This window comes from Pseudomonas sp. WC2401 (genome assembly GCF_041200115.1).
GTDB classification, from domain to species: Bacteria; Pseudomonadota; Gammaproteobacteria; order Pseudomonadales; family Pseudomonadaceae; genus Aquipseudomonas; species Aquipseudomonas fragi.
On sequence record NZ_CP165623.1, the window covers coordinates 3,579,725 to 3,604,180 of the forward strand.

The following is a 24,456-nucleotide window of genomic DNA, read 5'->3' on the forward strand; positions in this document are numbered from 1 at the left end:
GCCTGCAGCCCCCCATTCAATCAATGGGGGGCCGGTTCTTCCCTGACCTCTGGAATAGTCAAGATCCGCTTGAGCAACTCGGCGGTCTCAACCCGACTGGTTTTCTTGAATTCGACCGTGACGCTTTCAGTGCCCATCTGTGGCCCCTGCTCGACCAGCACCTCCTTGAGGCGCACGGCATCCACGCCCAAAAACGCCTCAAGACTCTTACGATTGAGCACACCCGTCGGCGCTACCAGCTTGATCACATGGACCTTTATATAATCGCGATAACGGTGCTCGATCGGCCCGATGGCGATCAGGATGGCCAGAATCAGCACGGTCGCAGCCACACCCAACAGATACATACCGCCGCCAATCGACATGCCGATGGCCGCCACCGCCCACAGGCTCGCCGCCGTGTTCAACCCCTTGATCACTTCACCGCGCATCATGATCGAGCCGGCCCCGAGAAAGCCGATGCCGGTGACAATCTGCGCAGCAATCCGCGAAGGGTCCAGTTGCGTGCCCGGCTGGGTCAGCGCCTGCTGAAAGCCGAAGGCCGACACCGTCATAAACAAACATGCGCCGGTCGCCACCAGCATGTGCGTGCGCAAACCCGCCGTCCAGAATTGATGCTCGCGCTGCAAGCCAATCAGGCTGCCGAGCACCGCTGCCAGCAGCAAACGGCCAATCATTTCCCATTCTGAAATCATGCCAATCCCTCGAACCAGAGCATCTGCCTGCGCAGTAAGTGCCCACAGCATAGTCAAGGATCGGCACGGTGCCGGGCCGCGTTATTTAATCAGGCGCACTTCCTTGGACGGTCGATAGCCGAAATAGGTGCTGTAGCACTTGCTGAAATGGCTGGGCGAGACAAACCCGCAGGCCACCAGTACCTCCACTTGTGACAGCTCGGTGTGCTGCAGCAACCGGCGCGCTTCGGTGATGCGCAATTCCAGGTAATAGCGTTGCGGTGTGGTGCCCAGTTGCTCCTTGAACAAGCGCTCAAGCTGACGCCGGGAACGGCCGACATAGACCGCCAGTTGCTCAAGCTCCAGGGGGTCTTCGAGGTTGGCGTCCATCAGCTTGACCACTTCGCGCAAGGGCGCACTGACGCAGATATTTTCCGCCGGCTTGATCCGTCGGTAGCGCGACTCCTCAAATGCCAGAATATCCTCGATACCCTCCACCAGCGCCTTGTCATGCAGGCCCTTGATCCAGCCCAGAGCCATCTGGAAGGCTCCGGCAGGGCTGGAGGCAGTCAATCGGTCACGGTCGATGACATAGGGTTCGCTGGTGACCTGCGCCGCCCTTGCCACTTCCGCCAGCGCCGGACGATGCTCGGGGTGGATCGCGCAACGATAACCGTCCAGTACCCCGGCGCTGGCGAGAAACCAGGCGCCGTTCCATAGCCCGCCCAACGTGATGCCCTCACGCGCAGCGGCCCTGAGCAGGTTGCTCAGCGCATCGCTGATTTTTAATTCGGTCCGGTAGCCGCCGCAGATCACCAGCAGGTCCAGTTCATGGATCATCGCCGGATCGATACGGGCATCGGGGCGGATCACCAGGCCCAGATCGCTGACCACCTCACTGTCGCTCAAGCCATAGGTGCGCGAAGAAAACAAACCGGCACGCAGCAGGTTGGCGGTAATGAGGGTGTCCAGTGCCTGGGTGAAGGCCGGCAGTGAAAAATGCTCAAGCAACACAAAACCGGTGCGTACCATGGGTCCTGCCTCTATGGCACTGTCTTTGAGGTAACGAAGGTTCTTGCCCTTCATGCCGGTGCTGAATTGACGTCGTTCGGTCAAGATTCGATCCGTTTCTTGTGTATTTATAAGGCGCAATCCTAACCGGCGGCAGGCCAAAAATCTCCTGGCATGCCCGCGGCCCTTCTCCCTGCCAGATAGGCCGATACTCCCAGACCGCCTGGGAGTATCGGCCGATGCGCAAGCTGACGCGCAAATCCATAGTTGATTTCTGTCGCAATAAATTCCCAGCGGTCAGCCCTGTGACCGTAATCCGCCAGGAGAGCACCATGGCTATCATCTTGAACAGCAGCATCACGGTCGATGAAACGAGCGGTTTACAGAACGCCGCCACCTCCACCGATATCGAAGATATCAACGATAACGACATAACCGTCGCGGCCATCAATGCTACCGACGATACCGGCGATCTGCCCTTCCCGTTCGAGTCCCGGCTGTTCGCCCTGCTGGGCGCCACCCCGGTCAAAAATGCGGCGCTGAGCGGTTATACCGGCGCTGCCGGCAATACCGGTGCCGACCTGATCACCATTACCGGCACCTATGTAGACCTGGCCTTTACCGATGCCCAGGGCAAGGCGCTGGGCGATCCGGGCAACGCCAATGGCGGCTCGGACTGGAGCGGCCTGTATACCCTCGATGGCACGAAAATATTTCTCTACTCGGACACCAACAACAATATCGTGCTGGGCCGTGCCGGTAGTGAGGGTGCTACACCTGCCCCCGACGACGATCTGGCCAACCCGAACGGCACCATCATCTTCGCCGCCTATCTCGAGCAGACAGCAACCGGGGCCAAGGTGTGGATGGTGCAGCAAGAACAGCTGATGCATCCGGATACCGCCAACCCCGACGATGTGGTCGACATGACCAACCACCTCTGGGTGACAGCCAGCCAGGATCTGGCCTTTGATTTCGCCGGCTTGCCCTCCGGGCAAAACGGCTTTCTGATGTTCAAGGCAGGTGGCAGCACCACAGGCCTGATCGTTACCGGCATGGACCCGGACCAGGTACCCGCCAACCAGGCTGACACCGTCAACACCAGCCAGGGCGCAGGGCCGACCACCATCGGTACCAACAGCCAGGGGATCAAGGCTGGCGAAGGCATGATTTTCAGTTTTATCACCAACCCGGACGCGCGCTACACCGTGCCAGACCTGACCCATGGTGAGGCGACCAACGAAAGCAATATCCTGTTTGGCGGGCTCTTCGCGGCAAGCGGTGCAACCATTATCATCGCCCAGGCCACGCCGCCAAAAACCTGCGCAGCCACCATCAGCGCCTTTACCACGGGCCTGGAAGTCGGCTCGGCCTACTATGACGGCCTGCTCGACGGCAATGGTCATGCGGTGAACGGGGCCGACAATCTTGGTTATATCGCCAGCGTCACGGTAATTGGCGCCAACGGGGTGGCCATCGCCGGCCTGACCGGGGTCACGACCAATACCACGCTCGGCAGCATCAGTGTGACCTTCACTACCAGCAATGCAGGGCTTGACCGCACCGCAACGATTGTCGGCTTTGAAGCCAACTTCTCCCTGCAATACACCGTTGATGGCACCCACAACCGCGTGGTGATTGAAAACAGCGGCACCGGCAACTCCACGTTCGATATCGGCGGTTTCCATCTGCCCAATGTGGTGGCAGTGCCTCAGGAAGTCGGCAGTCAACTGAACTTTGAAGACGACGGTCCTGCCGCCGCCGGGCTGCCGGTTACGGCACTGGTGGATGAAGACAGCCTGGCCGGTGGCATCGACGGCGGTGTCGGCGACGCGGGCCTGCTGGTTCCTGCATCGGCCTCCGGCACTGTGGCCACTGTATTCACCTCAGGTACCGATGCACCGGCGAGCTACTCCTTGTCCAATGACACCTCCGGCGTGCAAGTGTTTGACAGCGCCGCGACTGCGGTGGCGCTGGCCTCCAAGGGCGAGACGGTTAAATATGACGTGATCGGCAACACCCTGTGGGGCTATGTCGGCGCTGCTGCCGAATATGTCGCCGCCACTGACCGCGCCGTCTTCAAGCTGGAGCTGACCAATACCTCTGACGGCAGCTATACCTTCACCCTTCTCGATCAACTCGACCACCCGGATACGGTGGGCGGCGACAACAGCGAAAACGAATTGCTGCTGCAGCTGGGTTCGGTGCTGAAGGTCACCGACAAGGACGGCGACTCGGTCACCGCTACGGCGCAGAAACTGGTGATCACGGTGGACGACGACACGCCCATCGCCACACTGAACCAGCTCACGGGGACGGTAGATGAAGACGGTGTGCTCGAAGGTGCGGCTAACGCTGGCCCCGGCGATGGTATCGCCGGTGGTACAGGCGACGTAGCCGGAGAAATAGTCCTGGCCAGCGGCAATATCAGCACCCTGTTCCAGTCCGGTGCGGACGAGGCCCTGAGCTACTCGCTGACCACCAATGGCCTCGCAGCACTGGGCCTGAAAAGTGCCGGAGTGACCGTCACCTATGCCGTGGCCTTTGATGCTGTCAGCAGCACCTGGCTGCTCACTGCCTCGGCAGGTGCGGGCAATACGGCGTTCACATTCAGCCTGCATGCAACCACGGGGGCTTATGCCTTTACCCTGGTGGATCAACTCGATCATGCCTCTGGCCTGAACGAAAACGATCTGAGCATTGCCCTTGGCACTGCGATCAATGCCACTGACTTTGACGGTGATACGGTAACGGCCGCCGCCAACGGCCTGGTGATCACGGTGAACGACGACACGCCAATCGCCACGATCAATCAACTCACCGGCACCGTGGACGAAGACGGTGTGGTGGAAGGTACGGCTAACGCTGGCCCCGGCGATGGTATCGCCGGTGGTACCGGGGATGTGGCCGGGGAAATCGTGCTGGCCAGCGGCAATATCAGCACCCTGTTCCAGTCCGGTGCGGACGAGGCCCTGAACTACTCGCTAACCACCAACGGCCTGGCAGCACTGGGCCTGAAAAGTGCCGGAGTAACCGTCACCTATGCCGTGGCCTTTGATGCTGTCAGCAGCACCTGGCTGCTCACTGCCTCGGCAGGTGCGGGCAATACGGCGTTCACATTCAGCCTGCATGCAACCACGGGGGCTTATGCCTTTACCCTGGTGGATCAACTCGATCATGCCTCTGGCCTGAACGAGAATGATCTGTCCATCGCCCTAGGCACTGCCATTAATGCCACCGACTTTGACGGTGATACGGTAACGGCCGCCGCCAACGGCCTGGTGATCACGGTGAACGACGACACGCCAATCGCCACGATCAATCAACTCACCGGCACGGTGGACGAAGACGGTGTGGTGGAAGGTGCGGCTAACGCTGGCCCCGGCGATGGTATCGCCGGTGGTACCGGGGATGTGGCCGGGGAAATTGTATTGGCCAGCGGCAATGTCAGCACCCTGTTCCAGTCCGGTGCGGACGAGGCACTGAACTACTCACTGACCACCAACGGCCTCGCAGCACTGGGCCTGACGAGCGGCGGCGTAGCCGTCACTTACGCAGTCGGCTTTGACGCAGGCAGCAGCACCTGGCTGCTCACGGCCTCGGCCGGTGCAGGCAATACGGTGTTCACGTTCAGCCTGCACGCCGCAACCGGCGCTTATGCCTTCACTCTGGTGGACCAACTCGACCATGCCGCCGGCCAGAACGAGAATGATCTGACCATCGCCCTCGGCACCACCATCAACGCCACCGACTTTGACGGGGACAGCGTCACAGCAGCGGCGAACGGCCTGGTGATCACGGTGGATGACGACACGCCAATCGCATCGATCAATCTGCTCACCGGCACGGTGGACGAAGACGGTGTACACGAAGGCGCGGCCGACTCTGGCCCCGGCGATGGTATCCCGGGCGGTACAGGGGACGTAGCAGGGGAAATCGTATTGGCCAGCGGCAATGTCAGCGCCCTGTTCCAGTCCGGTGCGGACGAGCCGCTGAGTTATTCCCTGACCACCAACGGCCTGACGGCACTGGGCCTGAAAAGCGGCGGTGTCACCGTGACCTATGCCACTACCTATGACGCGGGCAGCAACACCTGGTTGCTGACCGCTTCTGCCGGGGCCGGCAATTCGGTGTTCACCTTCAGCGTGCAGGCGGCGACCGGGGCCTATGCCTTTATGCTGCTTGATCAACTCGACCATGCCGCCGGCCTGAACGAGAACGATCTGAACATCGCTCTGGGCACGGCAATCAACGCCACGGACTACGACGGCGACAGCGTCACAGCCGCCGCCAACGGCCTGCTGATTACTGTGGATGACGACTCACCTGTGGTAACGGCCAAGTCCAATGTGGTCTATGCCAACTCCAGCAACCCAACCCCCGGCGGCACTGGCGTATTTGCCTATGACATCGGCGCGGATGACCGCCTTGGGACGGTCTACAGCTCCGCAAACAGCGACTTGTCCGTAAGCATGGGAGACAGCACGGTAGGCACCACTGCCATCACCAACAAAGTGGTGACATGGGCCTCGGAGTCAGACACCAGTGCGGTGTTCAACCTCTCCTTCACCTACGTCTCCAACAACCCGACGCTGGGCGCGCTGACCAACGCAACCGGCACCATGACCTTTGACAAGGTGGCAGACACCTACACGCTGAGCCTGGCGGACGATATCGACAGCTTCAGCATCCTGAAAACCTCCGCCGCACAGGGTTTCACCGGCTATAACATTGGCGGTACGACGCCCATCAACCAGCAACCGCCGGTGTCGGTGGCCAAGTTGGCCGATGACTTCTTTGTGCAGTTCAGCGGTTTCGCCGAACAGGGTTCAGGCACGGGTGCCAATAACATCATGGCAGGTGGCAACAACGCCTTCGTCCCCGGCGAACTGTTCTCTGCTGCAACCTCATGGGTGAGTGTTTCCGGGACCGCCGCAGGCGTGGCCGGTGACACCATCCAGCAAGGCGAGGTAATGGACCTGGACTTCTTCACCGCCAGCCCGTTCGGTGATACAACCGCAGCGCCCACGGCCACCAGCAAAGGGATCTACGTCAAGTTCGACGGTATCGGCAGCGAGGACCTGATACTGGTGCTCAAGCTGATCGATCCTGATGACAACAGCCTGATCACGCGGGCGATCATTGTCGACAGCGAAGACATCATCATAAAAAACGCCTCGACTTCACCCAATAACTTCCACCCGATTGCGAACCCGGCAGCCTACGGGATCACTCTGGATCAGAACGACGGTGCAGTGATTGTCGAAAGCAATGACTATAATTTCGGCAACGAGAACTACCTGATCCAGGGCCTGCAGGTGCTGGTTTCCACCGAGGGTGTCACCGGTAGCGGCTACAACCTCAATGGCAATGTGGGTGTCAGCGGGGCCAGTACCGGCAACACCTTGACCTTCAGCAACGAGTCCGGCGAGGGCAGTAAAAGCAACCCTGTTGAAGCCGGTGAAGCAGGAACCTGGGATGGCGATGTGGTCAAGATCACCGACCTGGGCTTCGTAACGTCGTCGACGCCGGATGCCCATCTGACCTTCAATGTCGTGGTGACGGATGCGGATGCCGATGCAACCCCCGCCCAGACCCTGGATGTGACCATTGAAGGGGACAAGACCTTCACCGGTGGTGTGGGGGCCGACACCTTCAACTTCAGCGGCCTGGATACCGATGGCTCACTGACTGCGGCAACGGCTGTGATCTCCGCCGGCTTCACTTCCGGGGTGGATACGCTGAACTTCCCGACCGCAGGTACAGGGGCTAACTATACGGAAGTGGCGGCCCCTGCGGCCAACGTGGCGGCCTTTATCACGGCAGCCGATACGGCGCTCAACGGCACCACCAACTACTACTTTGGCGTCGTTGGAGGCGACGGCTATCTGGCATACGACGGTGACGGTACGGGGATCACCAGCATTATCAAGCTGGTGGGTGTGACTGATATTGCTCCGACTGACATTGTCTAAATGTCGCAGCAAGCAAAAGGCCTGGCTCCCATAAGGAGCCAGGCCTTTTTTTGACTGGCCGTTATTGACTGTCAAACAGCCCGTGCTTGATCGCGTACATCAGCAAGTCCGTCCGGTTGATCAGGTCAAGCTTCTGGTAGATGTTGCTCAGATGGTTATGCACGGTGTGTTCGCTTATGCCCAGGTTCCCGGCAATGCTCATGTACTTGGCCGAGGGTTCGTCCACGATGGCGCGAATCAGCTCTCTCTCGCGCAAGGTCAGGCGCGATTGTTTCTCCAGCTCCAGATTGTGTTTCAACACCGTGTGCCCGCTTGCGGCATAGTTGCCTAACCCGCCGGTCCAGGCCCGGTTGAGCCCGGTGTCACGATGGTGGACCTTGATGATGGCAAGGATGATCGACTCTGTAGGATCTTCCGCCAGCACGATGCCACGAGCACCCGCTTCCATTGCCTGGGCTGCGGGTATGACGTCGTACAGCCCCTTGAGCACCAGCACTTTCATCCCGGTGCTGCGGGTGAGTTGGCTGATGACTGCCAGCGGGTTCAGGGCGTCCGGAAAAAAGCTGAAGAAGATGACATGGGGCCGCAACTGATCGGCAAGGTCAAGCGCATGGGTATAGGTGGTGGCCTGGCCGCTCACTTCCATTTGAGGCTTCCTGGCATTGATCAAGTCGTGAAGCCCCCTGAGAACAAGGGGGCGACAGTCGATCAGCATCACGCGTATGGGTTTTCTGAGAGGCGGCATTACCTTCCTGACTCCCTTGAACAATCAAACACCCCTACCCGTTGCCCGTACGAATAGTGCCATTTACTGCTCCGGCTCAGGTTGCACGTACTGGCCAACACCGGGCAAAACCATTGAAGCGAAATAAACAGGAATAATTATCAATAGCTTGCGCCTTTTGATGTTCTCCCTCGGGCTGTCAGGTAAGTCTAGGACAGAGCTGCGTGCTGCCGCGGCTGCCAGCACTGCAGTCGGGCAAGCACGCTTCTTTCAGGCGCCTGGCAGCTTTTCCTGCAAAAGCTCAGCACCCCACGCAAATCAAGGCCTTAAGCGCGCGGACGGGGGGCGTGCGGCATGCATGACATATGACATATGCGTCAAAAAAACAGACAGATGGTGTAACGCCAAGCTAACAGATACGCAAGGAAGTCAATTAACTGGCGCCACTATGGGGAGGCAATATCCGGCCCGGGGCTACCCGGATTCAGCCAGAGGTTAACGCTTGCGACACTATCCCCAGGGGGTTTTCCCGCCCAGCGATTAAGCGTAATGACATTGGTAACGAAGTCGTACTGGGTCTTGAGCAAATCTCTATGAGCCCGGTATTCGTTACGCACACTGGTCAACACATCGACGGCATTGACCATCCCGTAGCCGAACGCTTTCTCTGCAGCGGCTCTGGACAGCTGTGCCGAGGCCAGGGCATTGCGACTGGCACTGATCTTCTCTGCGCTTGTATCGGCCGTCAGGTAGGCGCTGGTGATTTCCTTGACTACCCGCCGCTGTACCGACTCCAGCTGTTGCTCGGCCGCGATTTGATCCTGATACAGCCCGCGCACCCGTGCCGAGGTAGAGCCGCCGCTGTATATCGGCACCTGCAGGCCGATCCCGGCCACATAACTGTCGGTCCGCGGTACCAGGGCGTTGTTGTAGCCTTCGTTGGACTGCTGCGCGCTAAGGGTCAGACTCAGTGTCGGGTAGTGGCCACCCTTGCCACCGCGCAACGCCGCGCCAGCTACTTCAACCCCGCTTTCATTGGCCTTGAGCGCCGGATTTTGCGCGACCCCTTCGCGCACCCAGCTTTCCAGGCTCTGCGCCGAGACGCGCAACTGCACATCGTCACGCACGCGACTGAGCTTCTCCTTGACCGGCCGTCCGACAATCTCGGCCAGCGCCGCGCGACTGACACTGACCTGGTTGCGCGCATCCAGTACCTGTGCCGCCAGCCCGTCGACACGAGCCTTGAGGTCCAACTGATCGGTAATCAGGGCTAACTGTTTGGCATACAACGCGTTGACCCGGTCCAGGCTTTTTTGCGTGGTGCGCAACTCGGCCTGAATCAGCTCCAGCTCGTCCTCGGCGGCCAAAACCGTGAAGTAACGCCGGGCCAGCTCCACAGTGGCTTCGGACTGTGCCTCAAGGGCTTCGGAATCAGACTGTTTGGCCATGCTTTTGAATTTTTGGTAATTCTCCCAGGCGGACTTGTTGTACAGGTACTGGCGCAATACCAGGCTGTAGATTTCACTGTCGAAACTCTGCTGCACCAGCTCGTTTTCCTGGTGGATCCGGTTCGCCCCGGCATTGAGCGCAACCTGCGGAAACAGCGTCCCCAAGGCTTCGCGCTGGTACTCCTGCCCCGCTTGCGCCCGCGCACGGGAGGCCAGTATTCGCGGATCTTGCAAACGTGCCTCGCGATACAACTGCATCAGGTCGGTGGTGAATGTCGAGGCGCTGACCCCTTCTGGCGCCGGCACGGCGGCATGCACAAGGGCAACCCCCGCGGCAAGCCCGAACAAACCGCCCAGCACACGTGCAGTCACTTGCATGGTCATTCCTCGATCATCGATTGTGAGATGGCATTGCGCGCCGGTTGCAGCAGATAGTGCAGCAGCGTGCGCTGCCCGGTAATGATCAACACGTCAGCAGGCATGCCTGGCAGTAACTTGCGCTCCCCCAGAGTGTGCTCGCCGGCCTTGGTCACCTTGACCCGTGCCAGGTAATAACCGGCCCCGGTTTTTTCATTGATCAGCCGGTCCGCCGAGACACTGCTGACCTCGCCTTCGATCACTGGCGTGGTGGCGCTGTTAAACGCGCCAAAACGAATATCAGCACGCTTGCCAATGGCAATTCGATCAATGTCCACCGGCGCCACCTGGGCCTCTATGACCAGCCCCGACACTGACGGCACAATGTCCAGCAGTGGGGTCGCCGGGCGTACCACGCCGCCGATCGTATGCACGGTCATGCCGATCACCATGCCCGCTTCGGGAGCGCGAATCACGATATGACCCAGACGGTCTTCGAGGGCCGCGGCCCGCTCCTGCAGGTCGTAAATTTTGCTCTGGATTTCGGCCAGTTGCTTGACCACTTCGGCATTGAAGTCCTTGTCGATTTGCAGGATCTGCAACCGGGTTTCATTGATCTGCAGCCGTGAGGTGGTGATTGCGGATCGGTGCTCGACCACTTCGGACCTGAGCAGTTGACGCTTGCGCTCCTGCTCCAGCAGGCGTTGCTTGTCGACAAAACCCTGGGCCAGCAGATCGGTCAATTCGACGATTTCGCCGCTGTAAGACCTGTCCAGATGCCCCTTGGCGCCGATAATCGCCTGGGTTCCATTGATCTGCTCATTCAACTGGTCAATACGCTCTTGCAACACGGCAATCTGGCCCAGGCGCGAACCGCGTTGCGCGTTGAACACACGGATCTCGCCCTGGCGCGCTTCGCTACCGCGCAGCTTGTCGGCAGGGGCCAGCGGTTCAAAAACAATCTCGGGCAGGCTGTCCCGCTCTGCAACCAGCCGGGCCTCCATCGCTTTGGCGGCAATCAGTTGCCCGCGAGTCATCTGGTATTCGAAGCGCAGCGGCGTATCGTCGAGAATGATCAGCGGGTCATCCGGTTTGACAATATCGCCGTCATGCACCAGCACCTCCTTGACGATGCCGCCTTCAAGGTGCTGCACCGTTTTGCGATACGCCTGCACGGTCACCACACCGGGTGCATAGGCGGCACCATCGAGCGGTGCGAATGCAGCCCAGATGCCAAACACACCAAAAGTCAGCAATACAACGGCAAACCCCAGGCGCCGGATTTTTCGATCGCAGGTGGTCAATTCGGCAAAGTTGTCAGTTGATTGAATTGGGGTCATGGGGTTCATCGAAACTGTCCTTGCCGTTAGCCACCGAAGCCATGGCGGTATCAGACTGCATGGCCTGTTTGGGTGTCTGCTGTGCGTTGAGCTCGTTCAGCACCAGCTCACGCGGCCCGAACAGACTGATGCCGCCGTTGCTCATAACCATGAGCCGGTCAAGTTGGGACACAATGTTGGTGCGGTGGGTAATCACAAACAGGGTGGCGCCTGAGAGCCTGATGTTATGAAGGGCGGCGATCAGGGCACGGTCGCCGACTTCGTCAAGGTTGGAGTTGGGCTCATCGAGGATAATCAGCCGCGGGCTGCCGTACAGGGCACGGGCCAGTCCGATACGCTGGCGCTGCCCGCCGGAAAGCACCACGCCGTCACCGCCAATCACGGTGTCATAGCCATCGGGCAACAGCAGGATCATGTCGTGTACACCGGCCGTGGTGGCCGCAAGAATGACCTGCTCTGGATCGACCAGAGCAAAGCGGGCAATGTTGTCGCTGACGCTGCCTTCGAACAGCTCGATATCCTGGGGCAGGTAGCCTATATGGGGGCCCAGGTCATGTTTGTCCCAGGCGCTGATATCCGCGCCATCGAGGCGCACCACGCCATGCAGCGGGGCCCAGATGCCCAGCAGCGCCCTGGCCAGGGTCGACTTGCCGGCGGCACTGGGGCCGATAATGCCGACCACGCAACCGGCCGGCACGCTGAAGCTGATGTTCTTGATGATCGGGATATTGGAACCGGGAGCCGCAACGCTGAGGTTCTCGACCTGCACATCGCCCTTGGGCGCCGGTAATCGCATGCGCTCGGGCTGGGCCTGCTGCTTGGCCAGGATGGCATTGAGCCGGGCGTACTGCGAACGCGCGGCAATAAAGCCCTTCCAGCTGCCGATGATCAGATCGATGGGCGCTAGTGCGCGCCCCAGCAATACCGACCCGGCAAACACCAACCCGGCCCCCACCTGATGATCCACGGCCAGATAAGCGCCCAGACCGAGAATCAGCGACTGCACCAGAATCCGGAACGACCTGGACAGCGTGCTGATCATGGCCCCTTTGTCGCTGGCCCGGGATTGCAGCATCAGCACATTTTTTTGCCGGTTCCACCAACGTTCCATCAGGGTTTCAAGCATGCCCATGGATTCGATGACTTCAGCATTGCGCAGGTTTTTTGTGGTGTAGAGCGAAGCGCCAATATGCTCCTTGTTGGCCTGGGCCAGCGTTGGCCCGGTCAGCCTTTCATTGATAAACGCAAGCACCAGCAACAACAGCGCACTGCCTGTCGCCACCCAGCCGAACCAGGGGTGAAACATAAACATCACGGCGATATAGATGGGCAGCCAGGGCGCATCGAAAAAGGCGAACAGGCCGTTACCGGAGAGAAACTGGCGCAGGCCGGTCAAATCGTTGAGCGGCTGGGCCGAGGCGTCCATCCCGCCGCTTTCCAGGGCCCGCTTGAAACTGGCCTTGTAGACCTGGCGGCTGAGCAGCATGTCGAGGCGGTTGCTGACCCGGACCATGATCCGCGATCGCGTCCACTCAAGGCAGCCGAGGGTAATCACCAGCCCGGTCATGATCAGCGTCAACATGGTGAGGGTGGTCAGGCTGCCGCTGGTGATCACGCGACCGTAGACCTGCAACATATAGAAGGTGGGAACGAGCATTAACGCATTGATAAAGAAGCTGAAAAAACCGACAGAGAGAAAGCTTTCCCGGCAGGCTTTCAACGCATTGTGCAGGCTGTTTTCAGATGGGCTACGCATTGAAAATTCCAGCTTTGAAAGCCTTCGTTAGTGAAGCGTAGATCATGGCCGGGCGGTGTGCGCAGCATCACACCTCACGAAACCAGCACCGCCAGCCAATGGCTGACAGATACGCGCTCAGGCACATCCCCCCTCAGGGCAAAATCACCCACTGCCCGGCTTATCGGTTAAACATTCGGTTACGGATGATTTCCTTGAAATAATACATATCTGGAGTAGGCTGATTTTATAGACCCTATGGAGGCCGTCATGCAGCTAGTCGCCCATAACCCTGAACCGGACATCACCAGCGGTGATGCTGGCCGAGTTGCCCTGACCTTTTTCTTCAATCTGATGGAGCATTGGGGCTGCACCAAGGACCAGCAGTGCACCCTGCTTGGCGCCATTGGCAATACCACCTACTTCAAATACAAAAAACTGCCGAACGTGCGCTTGCCCCACGATACCCTGGAACGCATTTCGTACTTGATGGGCATTCACAAGGCACTGCGTATCCTGTTCAGCAACACCCCGGAACGGGCCTACCAATGGGTACACAAACCCAATACCGCAGCGCCCTTCAATGGCCAGAGCGCCCTGGGCTACATGCTCGCCGGCCAGGTGGTCGATCTGGCGGATGTGCGCCGCTATCTGGATGGGGTGCGCGGCTGATGCCTGATGCAGTGCTGCCTGAATGGACCAGGGCTTATCGCATCGTCAACAGCGCCTTCCCGCCCATTTCAGTATTTGAAGACACCCTGGACCCGGCCGACCTGGAGATCGCCTTTGTCCTTGAAAGCCTCACCAATGACCGTCTGCGTGACCAGGCTGGCGTCCTGCAGCGGGTAAAGCCGCAAGACCGGTTGTGCGGCGAAGGGTCGACACCCGTCATGGCCGCCTTTACCCATATTGGCCGGGCCAGTCGTTTTACCGATGGCACTTATGGTGTGTACTACTGCGCCAGCAGCGTCGAGGCGGCCATTGCTGAAACCTGTTTTCACCAGGAGCAGTTCTGGCGGGCCACCCGCGAGCCCAGTATTGAAATTACCTTGCGGACCTATATCAACCGCGTTGTACAACCGATGATCGATATACGCGGCGTTGCCGACCTGCACGATCCCTCACCTGCCCGTTATGGCCTGAGCCAGGATTTTGCCCGGCCACTGCGTGCAGAAGGCGCCTGGGGCCTGCTGTACAACAGCGTGCGGCTGAGCGGCCACGAGTGCGTGGCAGCGTTTCGCCCTCCGGCGCTTTCGCTACCGGTGCAGGGCCAGCATTTTCGCTATGTGTGGGATGGCAAGGCGCAGGCAATTACCTGGGTGCTGCAACTCAGCGAAGTGCCGAGGTAAGACCAGGGCGACATAAATGCCACCGCCCCGGCTCAGGTGTTACAAACCATCCGTTGGCTTGAGTGTGCGCTCGGCAATAGCCTCAGCGCTTTTTTCCTGCCAGACCGGCCAGTACTCCGCGCGCTTTTTCTCGACGCTGGCCTTGACCCGCTGGTACCAGGCCAGGGATTTCGGCGAGTTGGTGACCAGATCGGTGTCTTCGACCCAGCCCTTGAAGTTATTGGACTTCAAGCTGTGGGCCGCATCCGGCTCATTGCTGATCGGCCACAGGGAAAACCGGGCTTTCCACAAGCCCATGCGCGGCGTAACCAGCGCGTAGTAGGTTTTGCCAGCCACCAGGTCGGCCTCCATAAAGTCAGCCGCTTCGGACACCACCATAAAGGTGTGCTTGCCCGGGGTGGTCGGGTGGGCGATCTTGGTGCCATTGGCCATTACGCCGATAAAACGGGTTTGGCCATCGGTCACGTCATACAGTGAAGAGACAATGGCTTTGCCGGTATAGGCATCGCGCATAAACACCACTTGTGCCATGTCGGGGCTCGGGGCCTGCACCGCCTGGTCGGCTACCGGGGCCATCGGGTTGCTGGCGCAACCGGCCAGCAGCAAGCTGCCCAACAGGGTAAAGATATAAAACACGCGCATTTACAGCTCCTTTGAATGGCAACATCCTGACCCGACACCTGTCGGGCCCGCGGCATTATCGGCACATCTTGCCCCAGCCACCAACCGGAACATTGACCGCGATCCCCGCTCACAGGGTGTATTGCCTGAACAGTTCCTCCTTGATAATCAGCAACGCGTCTTCGTAGTAACGCTCGCCGCGCGCCTCACTGAGCAATACCGAGCGCACACTGCCCTCGCCTTCGGCGGGCGTGTGTTCGCACGTCAGGTAAAACTCGGCGGTATCGGGCTTGAATTCCAGGTAATAGAACAGCTCGCGACCTTCGCGGTGCCAGTAGCCAATTTCTCTGCGCATGGGGGTCCTTGGATAGTCAGGGGTGTTGCAGGCATGCAATCCGCTGCAGCGCCACTTTCAGCACCTGGGCGCTGGCAGCCGCCGTCAGGCTGATGCGCACCGCATGGCTTGGGGTGGATTTAACCGCAAAAACATCCGCCGGCACCACCTCAACCCCAACGGCACGACAGCCTTCGGCGCCGCCTGCCAGCGTCACCCAGATATGCGGCGATGGTGCGTCTGCCGGGTCCATTGCCGGCCCCAGCAGCTTTCTTGCCAGGCGCCAGCGCCGGGTCACTTCCGCGGTTTGCCACTGCAGTCGCGCTTGCGCAGTGCCATCACTGATCCATTGGCAGGCGATAGCCAGGCACAGCGGCGATACGCCCCAATGCGCCGACTGCGCATAAGGATCGATACGCGCCAGCACAGACGGGCTCGCCACAATCCAGCCCAGGCGCACGCCCGCCGCCACGGTCTTGGACAGGCTGGTGATCAAGACTCCCAGCTCGGGCATATAGCGGTACAACGGCGGGCTGGCGGTCAGCGCACCGTATACATCGTCTTCAATCACCTGCACACCGTGATGCCGGGCGATCCGGGCAATCGCCTGTTTGCGTTCAACGCTCATCACCGCCGCAGTGGGGTTTTGCAGGGTCGGGGTCAGCACTGCAACCCGCGCCCCGGTGGCACGAATCATCCGTTCGAAGTCCTGCGCCAGGATCCCCTCATCGTCCATCGCCACCCCCTGCATGGGCAAACGCAACTGCGCGCAGGCGGCCTTGATCCCCGGCGCGGTAAAGGCTTCAACCAGCACCGTATCGCCCGCCTGGCACAACGACAGCAGCACGGTAAACAACCCTTGCTGGGCACCGGTGCAGAGCATGATCTGCTCCACACTCACGTCCAGCCCGCGCCCCTTGAGCCAGGCCGCTCCCTGGACTCGCGCCTGCAGCAGATCGGCAGCACTCAGATAGCCCTGCAAGCGAATTGCCTGGCGACTGTCGAGCAACCAGGACAAGGCTTGCGCATCCTGCTCACCAAGGTGGTCGATGGCGGGAACGTTGGTGCGCAGATCGATACGGCTGGCCTGTTCGTCGGCGTGTTGCAGCCTGAACAGGGTCGCCTCCTGGCTGCCCGCCAGCACATAGGTGCCACGCCCCACCTCACCCGCCACCAGATGCCGCCGCGCTGCCTCGCGATAGGCCTGCATGGTGGTGCTGGGGTTCCAGCCCAGCGCCCAAGCCAGACGCCGCTGAGGGGGCAAGCGCGCTCCGGGCTGCAGTTCGCCACAGGCAATGGCCCGGGTAATGGCATCGACCAGCGCCAGGTAGCGCGGCTGGTCCGTGTCGGTGAGCGTCGGTATCCACATTTATTGTTGGCCATGCAATATAAGGGTCGGCCCATACAATGCGTTGTGCCTAGAATCGAGTCAAATCCCTCGATGACGGTGCGCCATGTTTGACTTGAATGCCCTTCGCCTCGCCGCCCACACCGTACACCAGACCCTGGCGCCAACCCCGCAGCTGGCCTGGCCTTTGCTGACCGAACGCATGGGTTGCACGGTGTGGGTCAAGCATGAAAACCACACCCCCACCGGTGCCTTCAAAGTGCGGGGTGGCCTTTTGTATGTGCAGGGTTTGCTGGCCCGCGAGCCAGGCACCACAGGCTTGGTCACCGCCACCCGCGGCAATCACGGGCAAAGCCTGGCGCTGGCGGCCCGCAGTGTGGGCCTGCCGATCCATATCGTGGTGCCGCAAGGCAACTCGGTTGAAAAAAACGCCGCCATGCGGGCGTTGGGCGCAACCGTGATTGAATGCGGCCAGGACTTCGATGAAGCGCGGGCCGAAGCGGCGGCATTGGCGCAAAACCGGCAATGGCACCTGGTGCCGGCCTTTCATCCGGACCTGATCCGCGGCGTGGCCACCTATGCGCTGGAACTGCTCGAAGCCGTCGAAGAGCTGGACACGGTGTATGTCCCCATCGGCATGGGTTCGGGGATCTGCGGACTGATCCAGACCCGCGACCTGCTGGGCCTGAACACCGAGATTGTCGGGGTGGTGTCCAGTCACGCCGATGCGTTTGCGCAAAGTTTTGAACAGGGCCGTGTGGTGTGTACCGACTCTGCGCGCACGTTCGCCGACGGCCTGGCGTGTCGCCAACCGCTGCCAGAAGCGCTGGACATTATCCGCAAAGGCGCGGCGCGAATCATTCGGGTCACCGATCAGCAGATCGCCCACGGGATTCGGGTCTACCATGAAACTACCCACAACACCGCCGAAGGGGCCGGGGCCGCAGCGCTGGCCGGGTTGATCAGCGAGCAGTCGCGCCAGCAAGGCCGCCGCGTGGCGCTGATTCTCAGCGGTGCCAATATCGATCGCCAGCTCTACGCCTGGGTGCTGGCCGACGGGGCTGGCACGGCGGCCCAACCGCACTAGAGCAAGGAGCCTGTATGCAGTGCCTGATTCGCCGTGCCCTGCCAGTCGATGCCCAAGCCATCAGCAACCTGGTGATCGCCGCCTTGCGTGAGTCCAACGCCCGGGACTATGCCCCGCAGGTGATCAGCGCGGTCGAGCAGCACTTCTGCCCGACCTCGATCCTGAATCTGATGCAACAACGCCAGATGTATGTAGCCGTACTCGAACAGCAGGTCGTGGGCACTGCCAGCCTGGATCAGGCGGTGGTGCGCAGTGTGTTCGTCAGCCCGCACCATCAGGGCCGTGGCATAGGCCAGCAATTGATGGCGCGCCTCAAGGACGCCGCCATTGCTGCGCAGATTGCAGAACTGCGGGTGCCCTCCTCGCTGACGGCGGAGTCTTTCTATGCGCAACTGGGCTTTGAGAAAGTGCGCGACGAGTACCACGGGGCCGAGCGTACGGTGATCATGGCCCTGCGTCTGGACGACTAAAACCCGGGGCAGCTATGCTCAACGCCATGACGCCTTCCGTGACGCTTCGTTCACCCTGCCCACCCGGCGCCTGCATCTGCGAGCGGGAACAGCTGTTGGCATCACCTGACAGCGACCTGCGGATCTTCAACCTCACGCGCCAGGCCGAGAAGGTGCTGCTGGAGCGGCTGGAGAACATACAAAGCCTCAGCGACCTGGAACATATGCAGCGGCGCATGCATGAGCAATTGGGCATTGAGGTGCTGATCGACCCCGGCCATACCGAAGTGCGCACCATGCGCGGCATTGCCATCCGCCTTGCCGAGCAGCCGGGGCTGTGCCGTAAAACCCGCCAGGCCATCCCGGCTGCCATCCGCCGCGCCCTGGAAAAGCGCCCCGAAATTGCTTACAAACTGCTGGATGGACATGGCTTGTTGCGCGACAGCTAAATTGGATCCAATAAACGCAAAAAACCCTGAATAAGCGGTAATTTGTAGCAAATGATCAAATTTTCTTGCCATAACCCGAACCGCTGCCCTATAAGCGCCTCTTTAAAATTATCAGAGAGCTATCAATGAGTGCCGGATTCACCGAGGACGACATGCGCAGAGCGCTCGGCCTTGATCTGCCTGCTACCCCGGTTCAACCTGAGGTTGAATTCGACGTTGAACCTGCCCCCGAAAAAATCGCCCCGGTTGTAAAAAAAGCGGCGGCACCTGCCAAGGCGCCATCACCTGCGCCAAAAAAACGCAGCGGCCCGATTCTTCGCGTCACCATGCGGGTGACCAAGGTGTTTGACGGCGATGAAACCCTGTTTGTGCATGACTCCAAGGATCTGAGCCGCTTCAATGCTGAGCAAGAGGCCAAAAAGGCCCTGGCCAAAGCCGGCTTTAAATACTTTGAGCTCCAGTCTATCGTTTCCGTGGACTGACTTCGCACCGGCGATCTGCACCGATCGCCCGCTGTACCGCCCCCTCCAAGGAGCCCGAACATGCAATCGCAACCCCTGAACGCCAGCGACTTTGATGTGATCGAAAACACGTTGCTCAAATACGGCGACGATCACTCCGTGCTCAACCCTTCAGAACTCGACGGTTACTTCACCGCGCTGGTTTCGAGCCCGACGCAGGTCGATATTGGCGAATGGTTCCCGGCGATCTGGGGCGGTCAGAACCCGGCCTGGGAAAGCCCTGAAGAAGCCAAACAGTTCATCGAACTGAGTGTGCGTCATATCAATACCCTGGCCCGGCAACTGGCTGAGGACAGCAGCGCATTCACACCGCGTTTCGAGCAGACCGAACATCTGGGCCAGGACGTGACCCTGGCTGAAGAGTGGTGCTTCGGCTACACCCGCGCAGTAGCCATCAGCAACTGGCCAGCACTGCCGGCACCGCAAGCACGCCTGCTGCAAGCCATCGCCGACTGCGCCGAGCAGGACAACTTCGAACTGCCCGCCGACCTCGACGTAGCCGCCCATCAGCAGAGCGTTGCTGCCATTGCCCCCGCCGCGCGGGCGCTGCATGACTTTTGGTTGAGTCAGCGCTGACCTCGGCGAAGCTGATTTTGATTTTGTAGCAGCTGCCGAAGGCTGCGTCCGGCGGCGAAGCCGTCGTAAGATCAGCCACCGCGGCCATCCAGGTAAACCTCGTACCGCGTATTTACGATCGCTTTGCAATCGGACGCAGCCTTCGGCAGCTGCTACGAATTGTCCTGCGGCACACTATAGAAACCATGCCATGCCCCTCCTCACCCATTTCAATACCCCGGTCAGCGAGCCGATCAACAGCCAGATCCTGCAACTGGTGGTCGATCACCTGAGCGATATCAGTGCGATGGAAATCGCCCCGAGCAATCTGCTGTACAGCATCTATCAATACGCCATCGGCTTTGAAGTGCACTTGTACCTGCAGGCACTCGATGGATCCAAAGGCATTGACGTTGAGTTGCTGGTCGCGACTGACGACCAGGACCCGGAAAAAGTGACCGGCTTCGCCCTGTACTTGCCCGTCAAGGACGATCCCCAGGCCTGCGGCATTGCCTATATGGCCGAACTGGCCAGCCATCGCCAGCAGGGTGTGACCCGGGCGATGGTCGCGCAGGTGGTGCATCGCTACCCTCACACCGAACTGACCTGCAGCGTGGGCAAGGTCGCCGCATTCGAGGCGATGGGCCTGCAAGTCATCGGTACGCGCGGCCCGCAAGTGCTGATGAACACACGCGACCACAGCAGCGATGGCCTGATGGGTGTGCTCGACGTAGCCGCGATCTACCAGTCCACCGAAGTACGCCAGATCCATACCTACCTGCTGCAACGCAACGGCAAGAAGGCCATGCTCGACGCCGAGAAAAAGCGCGACCGCCAGATCGACCAACTGACCGCCAGGGCCAAAGCCTTCGTGGCACAGGCAAAAGACTAACCGGGCGAAATAACGCATCATGAGCGCACTCCGTTTAGAGGGAACCCGTATGCGTGCTCACTTCACCCTGAACCGTCTCGGCGCCTTGAGCCTGGGTCTGGCGTTCAGCGTTGGCGCCATGGCCAGCGAAGAATCGCAATTGATCGAGTCGATCAACGCCTACCGCAGCCAGATTCAGCTGTGCGCCGGGCAGCCATCGCAAGAGTTGCCGCCGCTGTCGGCCGACACCCGCCTGGTGCTGCCGGCCAGCAGCTTCGGCGATTTGCAGCAAGCCCTTGCCCGGGCGGCCTACCCGATGGTCAATGTACAGGCGATCAACCTGTCCGGCCCTCGCGATGCGCAAGCCGCCATGAAAGCCGTGCAGGAAAGCTTCTGTCGCGTGGTGCTCGACCCGCAATTTGTCGATATCGGCGTCAGCCATGACCAGCGCGACTGGCGCATCGTCCTGGCCCGCCCGCTGCTGGCGGCACGCTTGGGTGACTGGCAGGCCGAAGGGCAAAAAGTCCTCGAGATGCTCAACAGTGCCCGCAACCAACCCCGCCAATGCGGCACCCAGACCTTCAGCCCCGCCGCGCCCCTGACCTGGAACAGCAACCTGGCCAGCGCTGCCGAAAATCATTCGCGGGACATGGCCAACAACAACTATTTCGATCATAAGGGCCGTGATGGCAGCACCCCGGGGGATCGTGCGGAACTGGCGGGCTATATCGCGCAACAGATCGGCGAAAACATCGCCGCCGGGCAAGACACCACGCGCAAGCTGGTCGATGGCTGGCTGGCAAGCCCTGGCCATTGTGCCAATGTGATGAACCCTGAGTTTCGCGAGCTGGGCGCTGCCTATGCGACGGACCCGAAAAGTGATGCGGGGATTTACTGGACGGCCCTGTTCGGGACCCAGTGAGGTAGTGCGCGGAGGTTGAACGAGGAAGTCACGCCAAATAAAGCGGCCCCACCCGAATAGCATCGGGCGGGGCCGTTTTTTTACAGCGCCATGTCAGCCGCTGGATTGCTTGGCGCAGGCTTGGCCGGCGCTTGAGCAGGTGTTGCAGTGTGAGTCGCCGCCGGGATTGCCGGTGGTGGAGTCAGTTTCAGGACTTCAGCCGTGTAGGCCCACTCTTGAGCAACGCGATCAGGATCGCCGTTCAGCTTGGTGCCATAGCTCGGCACGATCTGGTGCAGCTTGGCTTGCCATTCTGGTGTCGCAACCTTGTCCTTGAACACGGTTTCGAGCACGGTCAGCATGATCGGTGCCGCAGTGGAGGCACCCGGGGATGCGCCCAGCAGGCCGGCGATGCTGCCATCTTTGGCGCTGACAATCTCGGTACCGAGTTTCAGCACGCCGCCCTTGTCTTCGTCACGCTTGATGATCTGCACACGCTGACCGGCCTGCCACAGGCGCCAGTCTTCGGACTTGGCGTTCGGGAAGTACTCTTTCAGAGCATTGAAGCGGTCTTCGTCCGACAGCATCAGCTGACCGGCCAGGTATTCAACCAGCGGGTACTGTTCGATACCGACTTTGGTCATTGGCCAGATGTTGTGCGTAGTCGTGCTGGTCAGCAGGTCGAAGTACGAACCTTCTTTCAGGAACTTGGTGGAGAAGGTTGCGAACGGGCCAAACAGGATGACGCGCTTGCCATCCAGCACGCGGGTGTCCAGGTGCGGAACCGACATTGGTGGCGCGCCAACCGAAGCCTTGCCATAGGCCTTGGCCAGATGCTGCTCGGCAACAGTCGGGTTTTCGGTCACCAGGAACGAGCCGCCAACCGGGAAGCCTGCGTATTCCTTGGCTTCAGGAATGCCGGATTTCTGCAGCAGGTGCAGGGCACCGCCGCCAGCGCCGATAAACACGAACTTGGCGTCAGTTTCGGTTGTGCTGCCGTCTTTCAGGTTTTTGTACACCACACGCCACGAACCATCTTCGTTGCGCTTGATGTCTTGCACTTCGCTCGACAGCTTCAGCGAGAAGTTAGGCTTGGTTTGCAGGTAGGCTGCAAACTGGCGCGTAATTTCGCCAAAGTTCACGTCAGTACCGATCGGCGACCAGGTAGCCGCGACTTTCTGGTTGGGATCACGCCCTTCCATCATCAACGGAACCCACTTCTTGATCTGCACCGGGTCTTCGGAGTACTGCATGCCCGCGAACAGAGGGCTGGCCTGCAATGCTTCGTAGCGCTTTTTCAGGAACTTGATGTTGTCGTCGCCCCACACAAAGCTCATGTGCGGCGTGGAGTTGATGAACGAGCGCGGATCTTTCAGCACGCCGTTCTTGACCTGCCACGACCAGAACTGGCGCGAGACCTGGAAGGCTTCATTGATTTCAATGGCCTTGGGGATCTCAACATTGCCGTTCTTGTCTTCCGGCGTGTAGTTCAACTCTGCCAGGGCCGAGTGACCGGTACCTGCGTTGTTCCAGCCGTTGGAGCTTTCCAGGGCAACGCCATCGAGACGTTCGATCATCTCCATGGACATGCCGGGTTCCAGCTCATTGAGCCAGACACCCAGAGTAGCGCTCATGATGCCGCCGCCGATCAGCAGTACATCCACGTGTTTTGGTTCTGCCGCCTGCACGGAGGTAATCCCCATGGTCAGCGCCAGGCCCAGTAGCCCCTTGTTCATTTTTTTTAACATGTTGTAGTACCTAAGATAAAACGCCATCTGCCCGGCACGCAGTGCCTGAAGTTGCCTGGCCCACTGCAGACGGTCACCTGCAATCGAACCAGCTTCAAGCCCCGAACGGGCAGATATATAAGGCCTGTGCACGTTACAGACCTCACTTCATGTACCTTGGGCGCTGATCTCTTGTTGGTCTTGGCTTCAGCTACTTGGGTAACATTTTGGGTACAGCAGATGCGACTCCCTTGATGTCCGGCCTGCTCGCGGTTCCTTCCGGGGAACCTGCGTGGACATGACGCTCCAGGGCGGCCAGCCGTTCAACCGCGACATTCTACCTCAGGTGGCACTCTGGGCGAAGCAGCAGTAGCCAAGCCCCGCGCTCAGGTATAATCACGGCTTTGCCCCGCCTATCAACAGGATTCACCCATGTCTTTAAGCAAACGCACCCAGGCACAGATCGAACGTCGCCTGATCACCTCCCTGACCGAGGCCTGTGAAACGGCCAAATCACAGATCCCGGGGTTTGCCTGGCTCACCCATGTGGTCGACTACGAAGCCTTCCCGGCCAGCCTCAAGGTGGTCTGGGTGTTCGATACGCAAGCCAGCAAAGACTTCGCCCTGGCCGATGGCGAGGCGCGCTTTATGGGGGAACTGACGGCCCAGGCATTGGCGGATGCCGGCGTCAAGGTGCGTAACGGCTCGGCCCATGTGTATTTCGACTCGGAAGAAGAATGCCAGCGCAGCTGTGGCGGCAACTGGCCAAAACGTTTGGCCCAGAAGAACTGAGCCGTGGCAAAAGACATCGAAAACCCGTGCATTGCGGTTTGCCAGCTTAGCGGCGACTTGTGCGTGAGTTGCGGGCGTACCAAGGAAGACATCCGCAAATGGCGGGGCATGAAGCGCCCGGAAAAAATGGCCGCCGTGCAGCGCGCCAGCGCACGGATCAAAAGCCTGCGTAAAAAAAACAGCTAAGC

The 24,456-nt window shown here is 60.1% G+C and carries 22 protein-coding genes; 12 read left to right on the forward strand and 10 right to left on the reverse strand.

The features are described from left to right. Positions 1–20: 20 nt before the first annotated feature. Complete coding sequence (locus tag AB3G35_RS16210) at positions 21–695, reverse strand: MgtC/SapB family protein (RefSeq protein ID WP_169844221.1); 675 nt, start codon at positions 693–695, stop codon at positions 21–23. 81 nt (positions 696–776) lie between these two features. Then, entirely contained in the window at positions 777–1,790 is a 1,014-nt protein-coding gene (locus AB3G35_RS16215; RefSeq protein WP_369781766.1) for a GlxA family transcriptional regulator, read from the reverse strand. A 227-nt stretch (positions 1,791–2,017) separates the two neighbouring features. On the opposite strand from AB3G35_RS16215, the gene AB3G35_RS16220 reads away from it, so the two are divergent. Beyond that, positions 2,018–7,660: a beta strand repeat-containing protein gene (locus AB3G35_RS16220; RefSeq protein WP_369781767.1), complete on the forward strand. Its 5,643-nt coding sequence runs from the start codon at positions 2,018–2,020 to the stop codon at positions 7,658–7,660. Positions 7,661–7,721: 61 nt separating this feature from the next. Here the strand turns inward: AB3G35_RS16220 and AB3G35_RS16225 are convergent, their stop codons facing one another. From AB3G35_RS16225 to AB3G35_RS16240, 4 genes are all read right to left on the reverse strand, one after another. Then, entirely contained in the window at positions 7,722–8,405 is a 684-nt protein-coding gene (locus tag AB3G35_RS16225) for a response regulator transcription factor (protein WP_106117274.1), read from the reverse strand. A 425-nt stretch (positions 8,406–8,830) separates the two neighbouring features. Beyond that, positions 8,831–10,216: a TolC family outer membrane protein gene (locus AB3G35_RS16230; RefSeq protein ID WP_369781768.1), complete on the reverse strand. Its 1,386-nt coding sequence runs from the start codon at positions 10,214–10,216 to the stop codon at positions 8,831–8,833. Beyond that, positions 10,213–11,538, reverse strand: coding sequence for an HlyD family type I secretion periplasmic adaptor subunit (locus tag AB3G35_RS16235; RefSeq protein WP_095041214.1), 1,326 nt, complete (start codon positions 11,536–11,538; stop codon positions 10,213–10,215). The genes AB3G35_RS16230 and AB3G35_RS16235 overlap by 4 nt, the downstream gene beginning before the upstream one ends. Next, entirely contained in the window at positions 11,507–13,285 is a 1,779-nt protein-coding gene (locus AB3G35_RS16240) for a type I secretion system permease/ATPase (protein WP_095041213.1), read from the reverse strand. The genes AB3G35_RS16235 and AB3G35_RS16240 overlap by 32 nt, the downstream gene beginning before the upstream one ends. A gap of 249 nt (positions 13,286–13,534) precedes the next feature. Here AB3G35_RS16240 and AB3G35_RS16245 point away from each other — a divergent pair, with 249 nt between their 5' ends. Then, positions 13,535–13,936: an MbcA/ParS/Xre antitoxin family protein gene (locus AB3G35_RS16245; RefSeq protein WP_016781154.1), complete on the forward strand. Its 402-nt coding sequence runs from the start codon at positions 13,535–13,537 to the stop codon at positions 13,934–13,936. After that, complete coding sequence (locus tag AB3G35_RS16250; protein ID WP_106117277.1) at positions 13,936–14,613, forward strand: RES family NAD+ phosphorylase; 678 nt, start codon at positions 13,936–13,938, stop codon at positions 14,611–14,613. Before AB3G35_RS16245 ends, AB3G35_RS16250 begins: the two co-directional genes overlap by 1 nt. A gap of 39 nt (positions 14,614–14,652) precedes the next feature. On the opposite strand, the gene AB3G35_RS16255 is transcribed toward AB3G35_RS16250, so the two are convergent. From AB3G35_RS16255 to AB3G35_RS16265, 3 genes are all read right to left on the reverse strand, one after another. Then, entirely contained in the window at positions 14,653–15,255 is a 603-nt protein-coding gene (locus tag AB3G35_RS16255) for a hypothetical protein (protein WP_016781156.1), read from the reverse strand. A 109-nt stretch (positions 15,256–15,364) separates the two neighbouring features. Beyond that, positions 15,365–15,589 (reverse strand): hypothetical protein, encoded by a 225-nt coding sequence (locus tag AB3G35_RS16260; RefSeq protein ID WP_016781157.1) that lies wholly within the window; start codon positions 15,587–15,589, stop codon positions 15,365–15,367. 16 nt (positions 15,590–15,605) lie between these two features. Beyond that, the gene (locus AB3G35_RS16265; protein WP_324708795.1) at positions 15,606–16,937 is read right to left on the reverse strand and encodes a PLP-dependent aminotransferase family protein; all 1,332 of its coding nucleotides are present in this window, start codon (positions 16,935–16,937) and stop codon (positions 15,606–15,608) included. Positions 16,938–17,022: 85 nt separating this feature from the next. On the opposite strand from AB3G35_RS16265, the gene AB3G35_RS16270 reads away from it, so the two are divergent. From AB3G35_RS16270 to AB3G35_RS16300, 7 genes are all read left to right on the forward strand, one after another. Beyond that, the gene (locus AB3G35_RS16270) at positions 17,023–18,003 is read left to right on the forward strand and encodes a threonine dehydratase (protein ID WP_016781159.1); all 981 of its coding nucleotides are present in this window, start codon (positions 17,023–17,025) and stop codon (positions 18,001–18,003) included. A gap of 14 nt (positions 18,004–18,017) precedes the next feature. Then, positions 18,018–18,473, forward strand: coding sequence for a GNAT family N-acetyltransferase (locus tag AB3G35_RS16275; protein ID WP_169910022.1), 456 nt, complete (start codon positions 18,018–18,020; stop codon positions 18,471–18,473). Between the two features lie 26 nt (positions 18,474–18,499). Next, positions 18,500–18,901 (forward strand): hypothetical protein, encoded by a 402-nt coding sequence (locus AB3G35_RS16280; RefSeq protein ID WP_169910334.1) that lies wholly within the window; start codon positions 18,500–18,502, stop codon positions 18,899–18,901. 125 nt (positions 18,902–19,026) lie between these two features. After that, on the forward strand, positions 19,027–19,383 hold the full coding sequence (locus tag AB3G35_RS16285) for a hypothetical protein (protein WP_016781162.1): 357 nt from the start codon (positions 19,027–19,029) through the stop codon (positions 19,381–19,383). A 60-nt stretch (positions 19,384–19,443) separates the two neighbouring features. Continuing rightward, on the forward strand, positions 19,444–19,998 hold the full coding sequence (locus tag AB3G35_RS16290; RefSeq protein WP_086797383.1) for a UPF0149 family protein: 555 nt from the start codon (positions 19,444–19,446) through the stop codon (positions 19,996–19,998). A 190-nt stretch (positions 19,999–20,188) separates the two neighbouring features. Continuing rightward, a complete protein-coding gene (locus AB3G35_RS16295; RefSeq protein ID WP_369781769.1) occupies positions 20,189–20,869 on the forward strand; it encodes a GNAT family N-acetyltransferase in 681 nt (226 codons plus the stop codon). A 49-nt stretch (positions 20,870–20,918) separates the two neighbouring features. After that, positions 20,919–21,770 (forward strand): CAP domain-containing protein, encoded by an 852-nt coding sequence (locus tag AB3G35_RS16300; RefSeq protein ID WP_095041207.1) that lies wholly within the window; start codon positions 20,919–20,921, stop codon positions 21,768–21,770. A gap of 80 nt (positions 21,771–21,850) precedes the next feature. Here the strand turns inward: AB3G35_RS16300 and mqo are convergent, their stop codons facing one another. After that, the gene (gene mqo, locus AB3G35_RS16305) at positions 21,851–23,497 is read right to left on the reverse strand and encodes a malate dehydrogenase (quinone) (protein ID WP_106117282.1); all 1,647 of its coding nucleotides are present in this window, start codon (positions 23,495–23,497) and stop codon (positions 21,851–21,853) included. Positions 23,498–23,908: 411 nt separating this feature from the next. Here mqo and AB3G35_RS16310 point away from each other — a divergent pair, with 411 nt between their 5' ends. After that, a complete protein-coding gene (locus AB3G35_RS16310) occupies positions 23,909–24,268 on the forward strand; it encodes a hypothetical protein (RefSeq protein ID WP_016781167.1) in 360 nt (119 codons plus the stop codon). Positions 24,269–24,271: 3 nt separating this feature from the next. Next, positions 24,272–24,454, forward strand: a complete 183-nt coding sequence (locus AB3G35_RS16315; protein WP_369781770.1) for a DUF1289 domain-containing protein — start codon at positions 24,272–24,274, stop codon at positions 24,452–24,454. Positions 24,455–24,456: the final 2 nt, after the last annotated feature.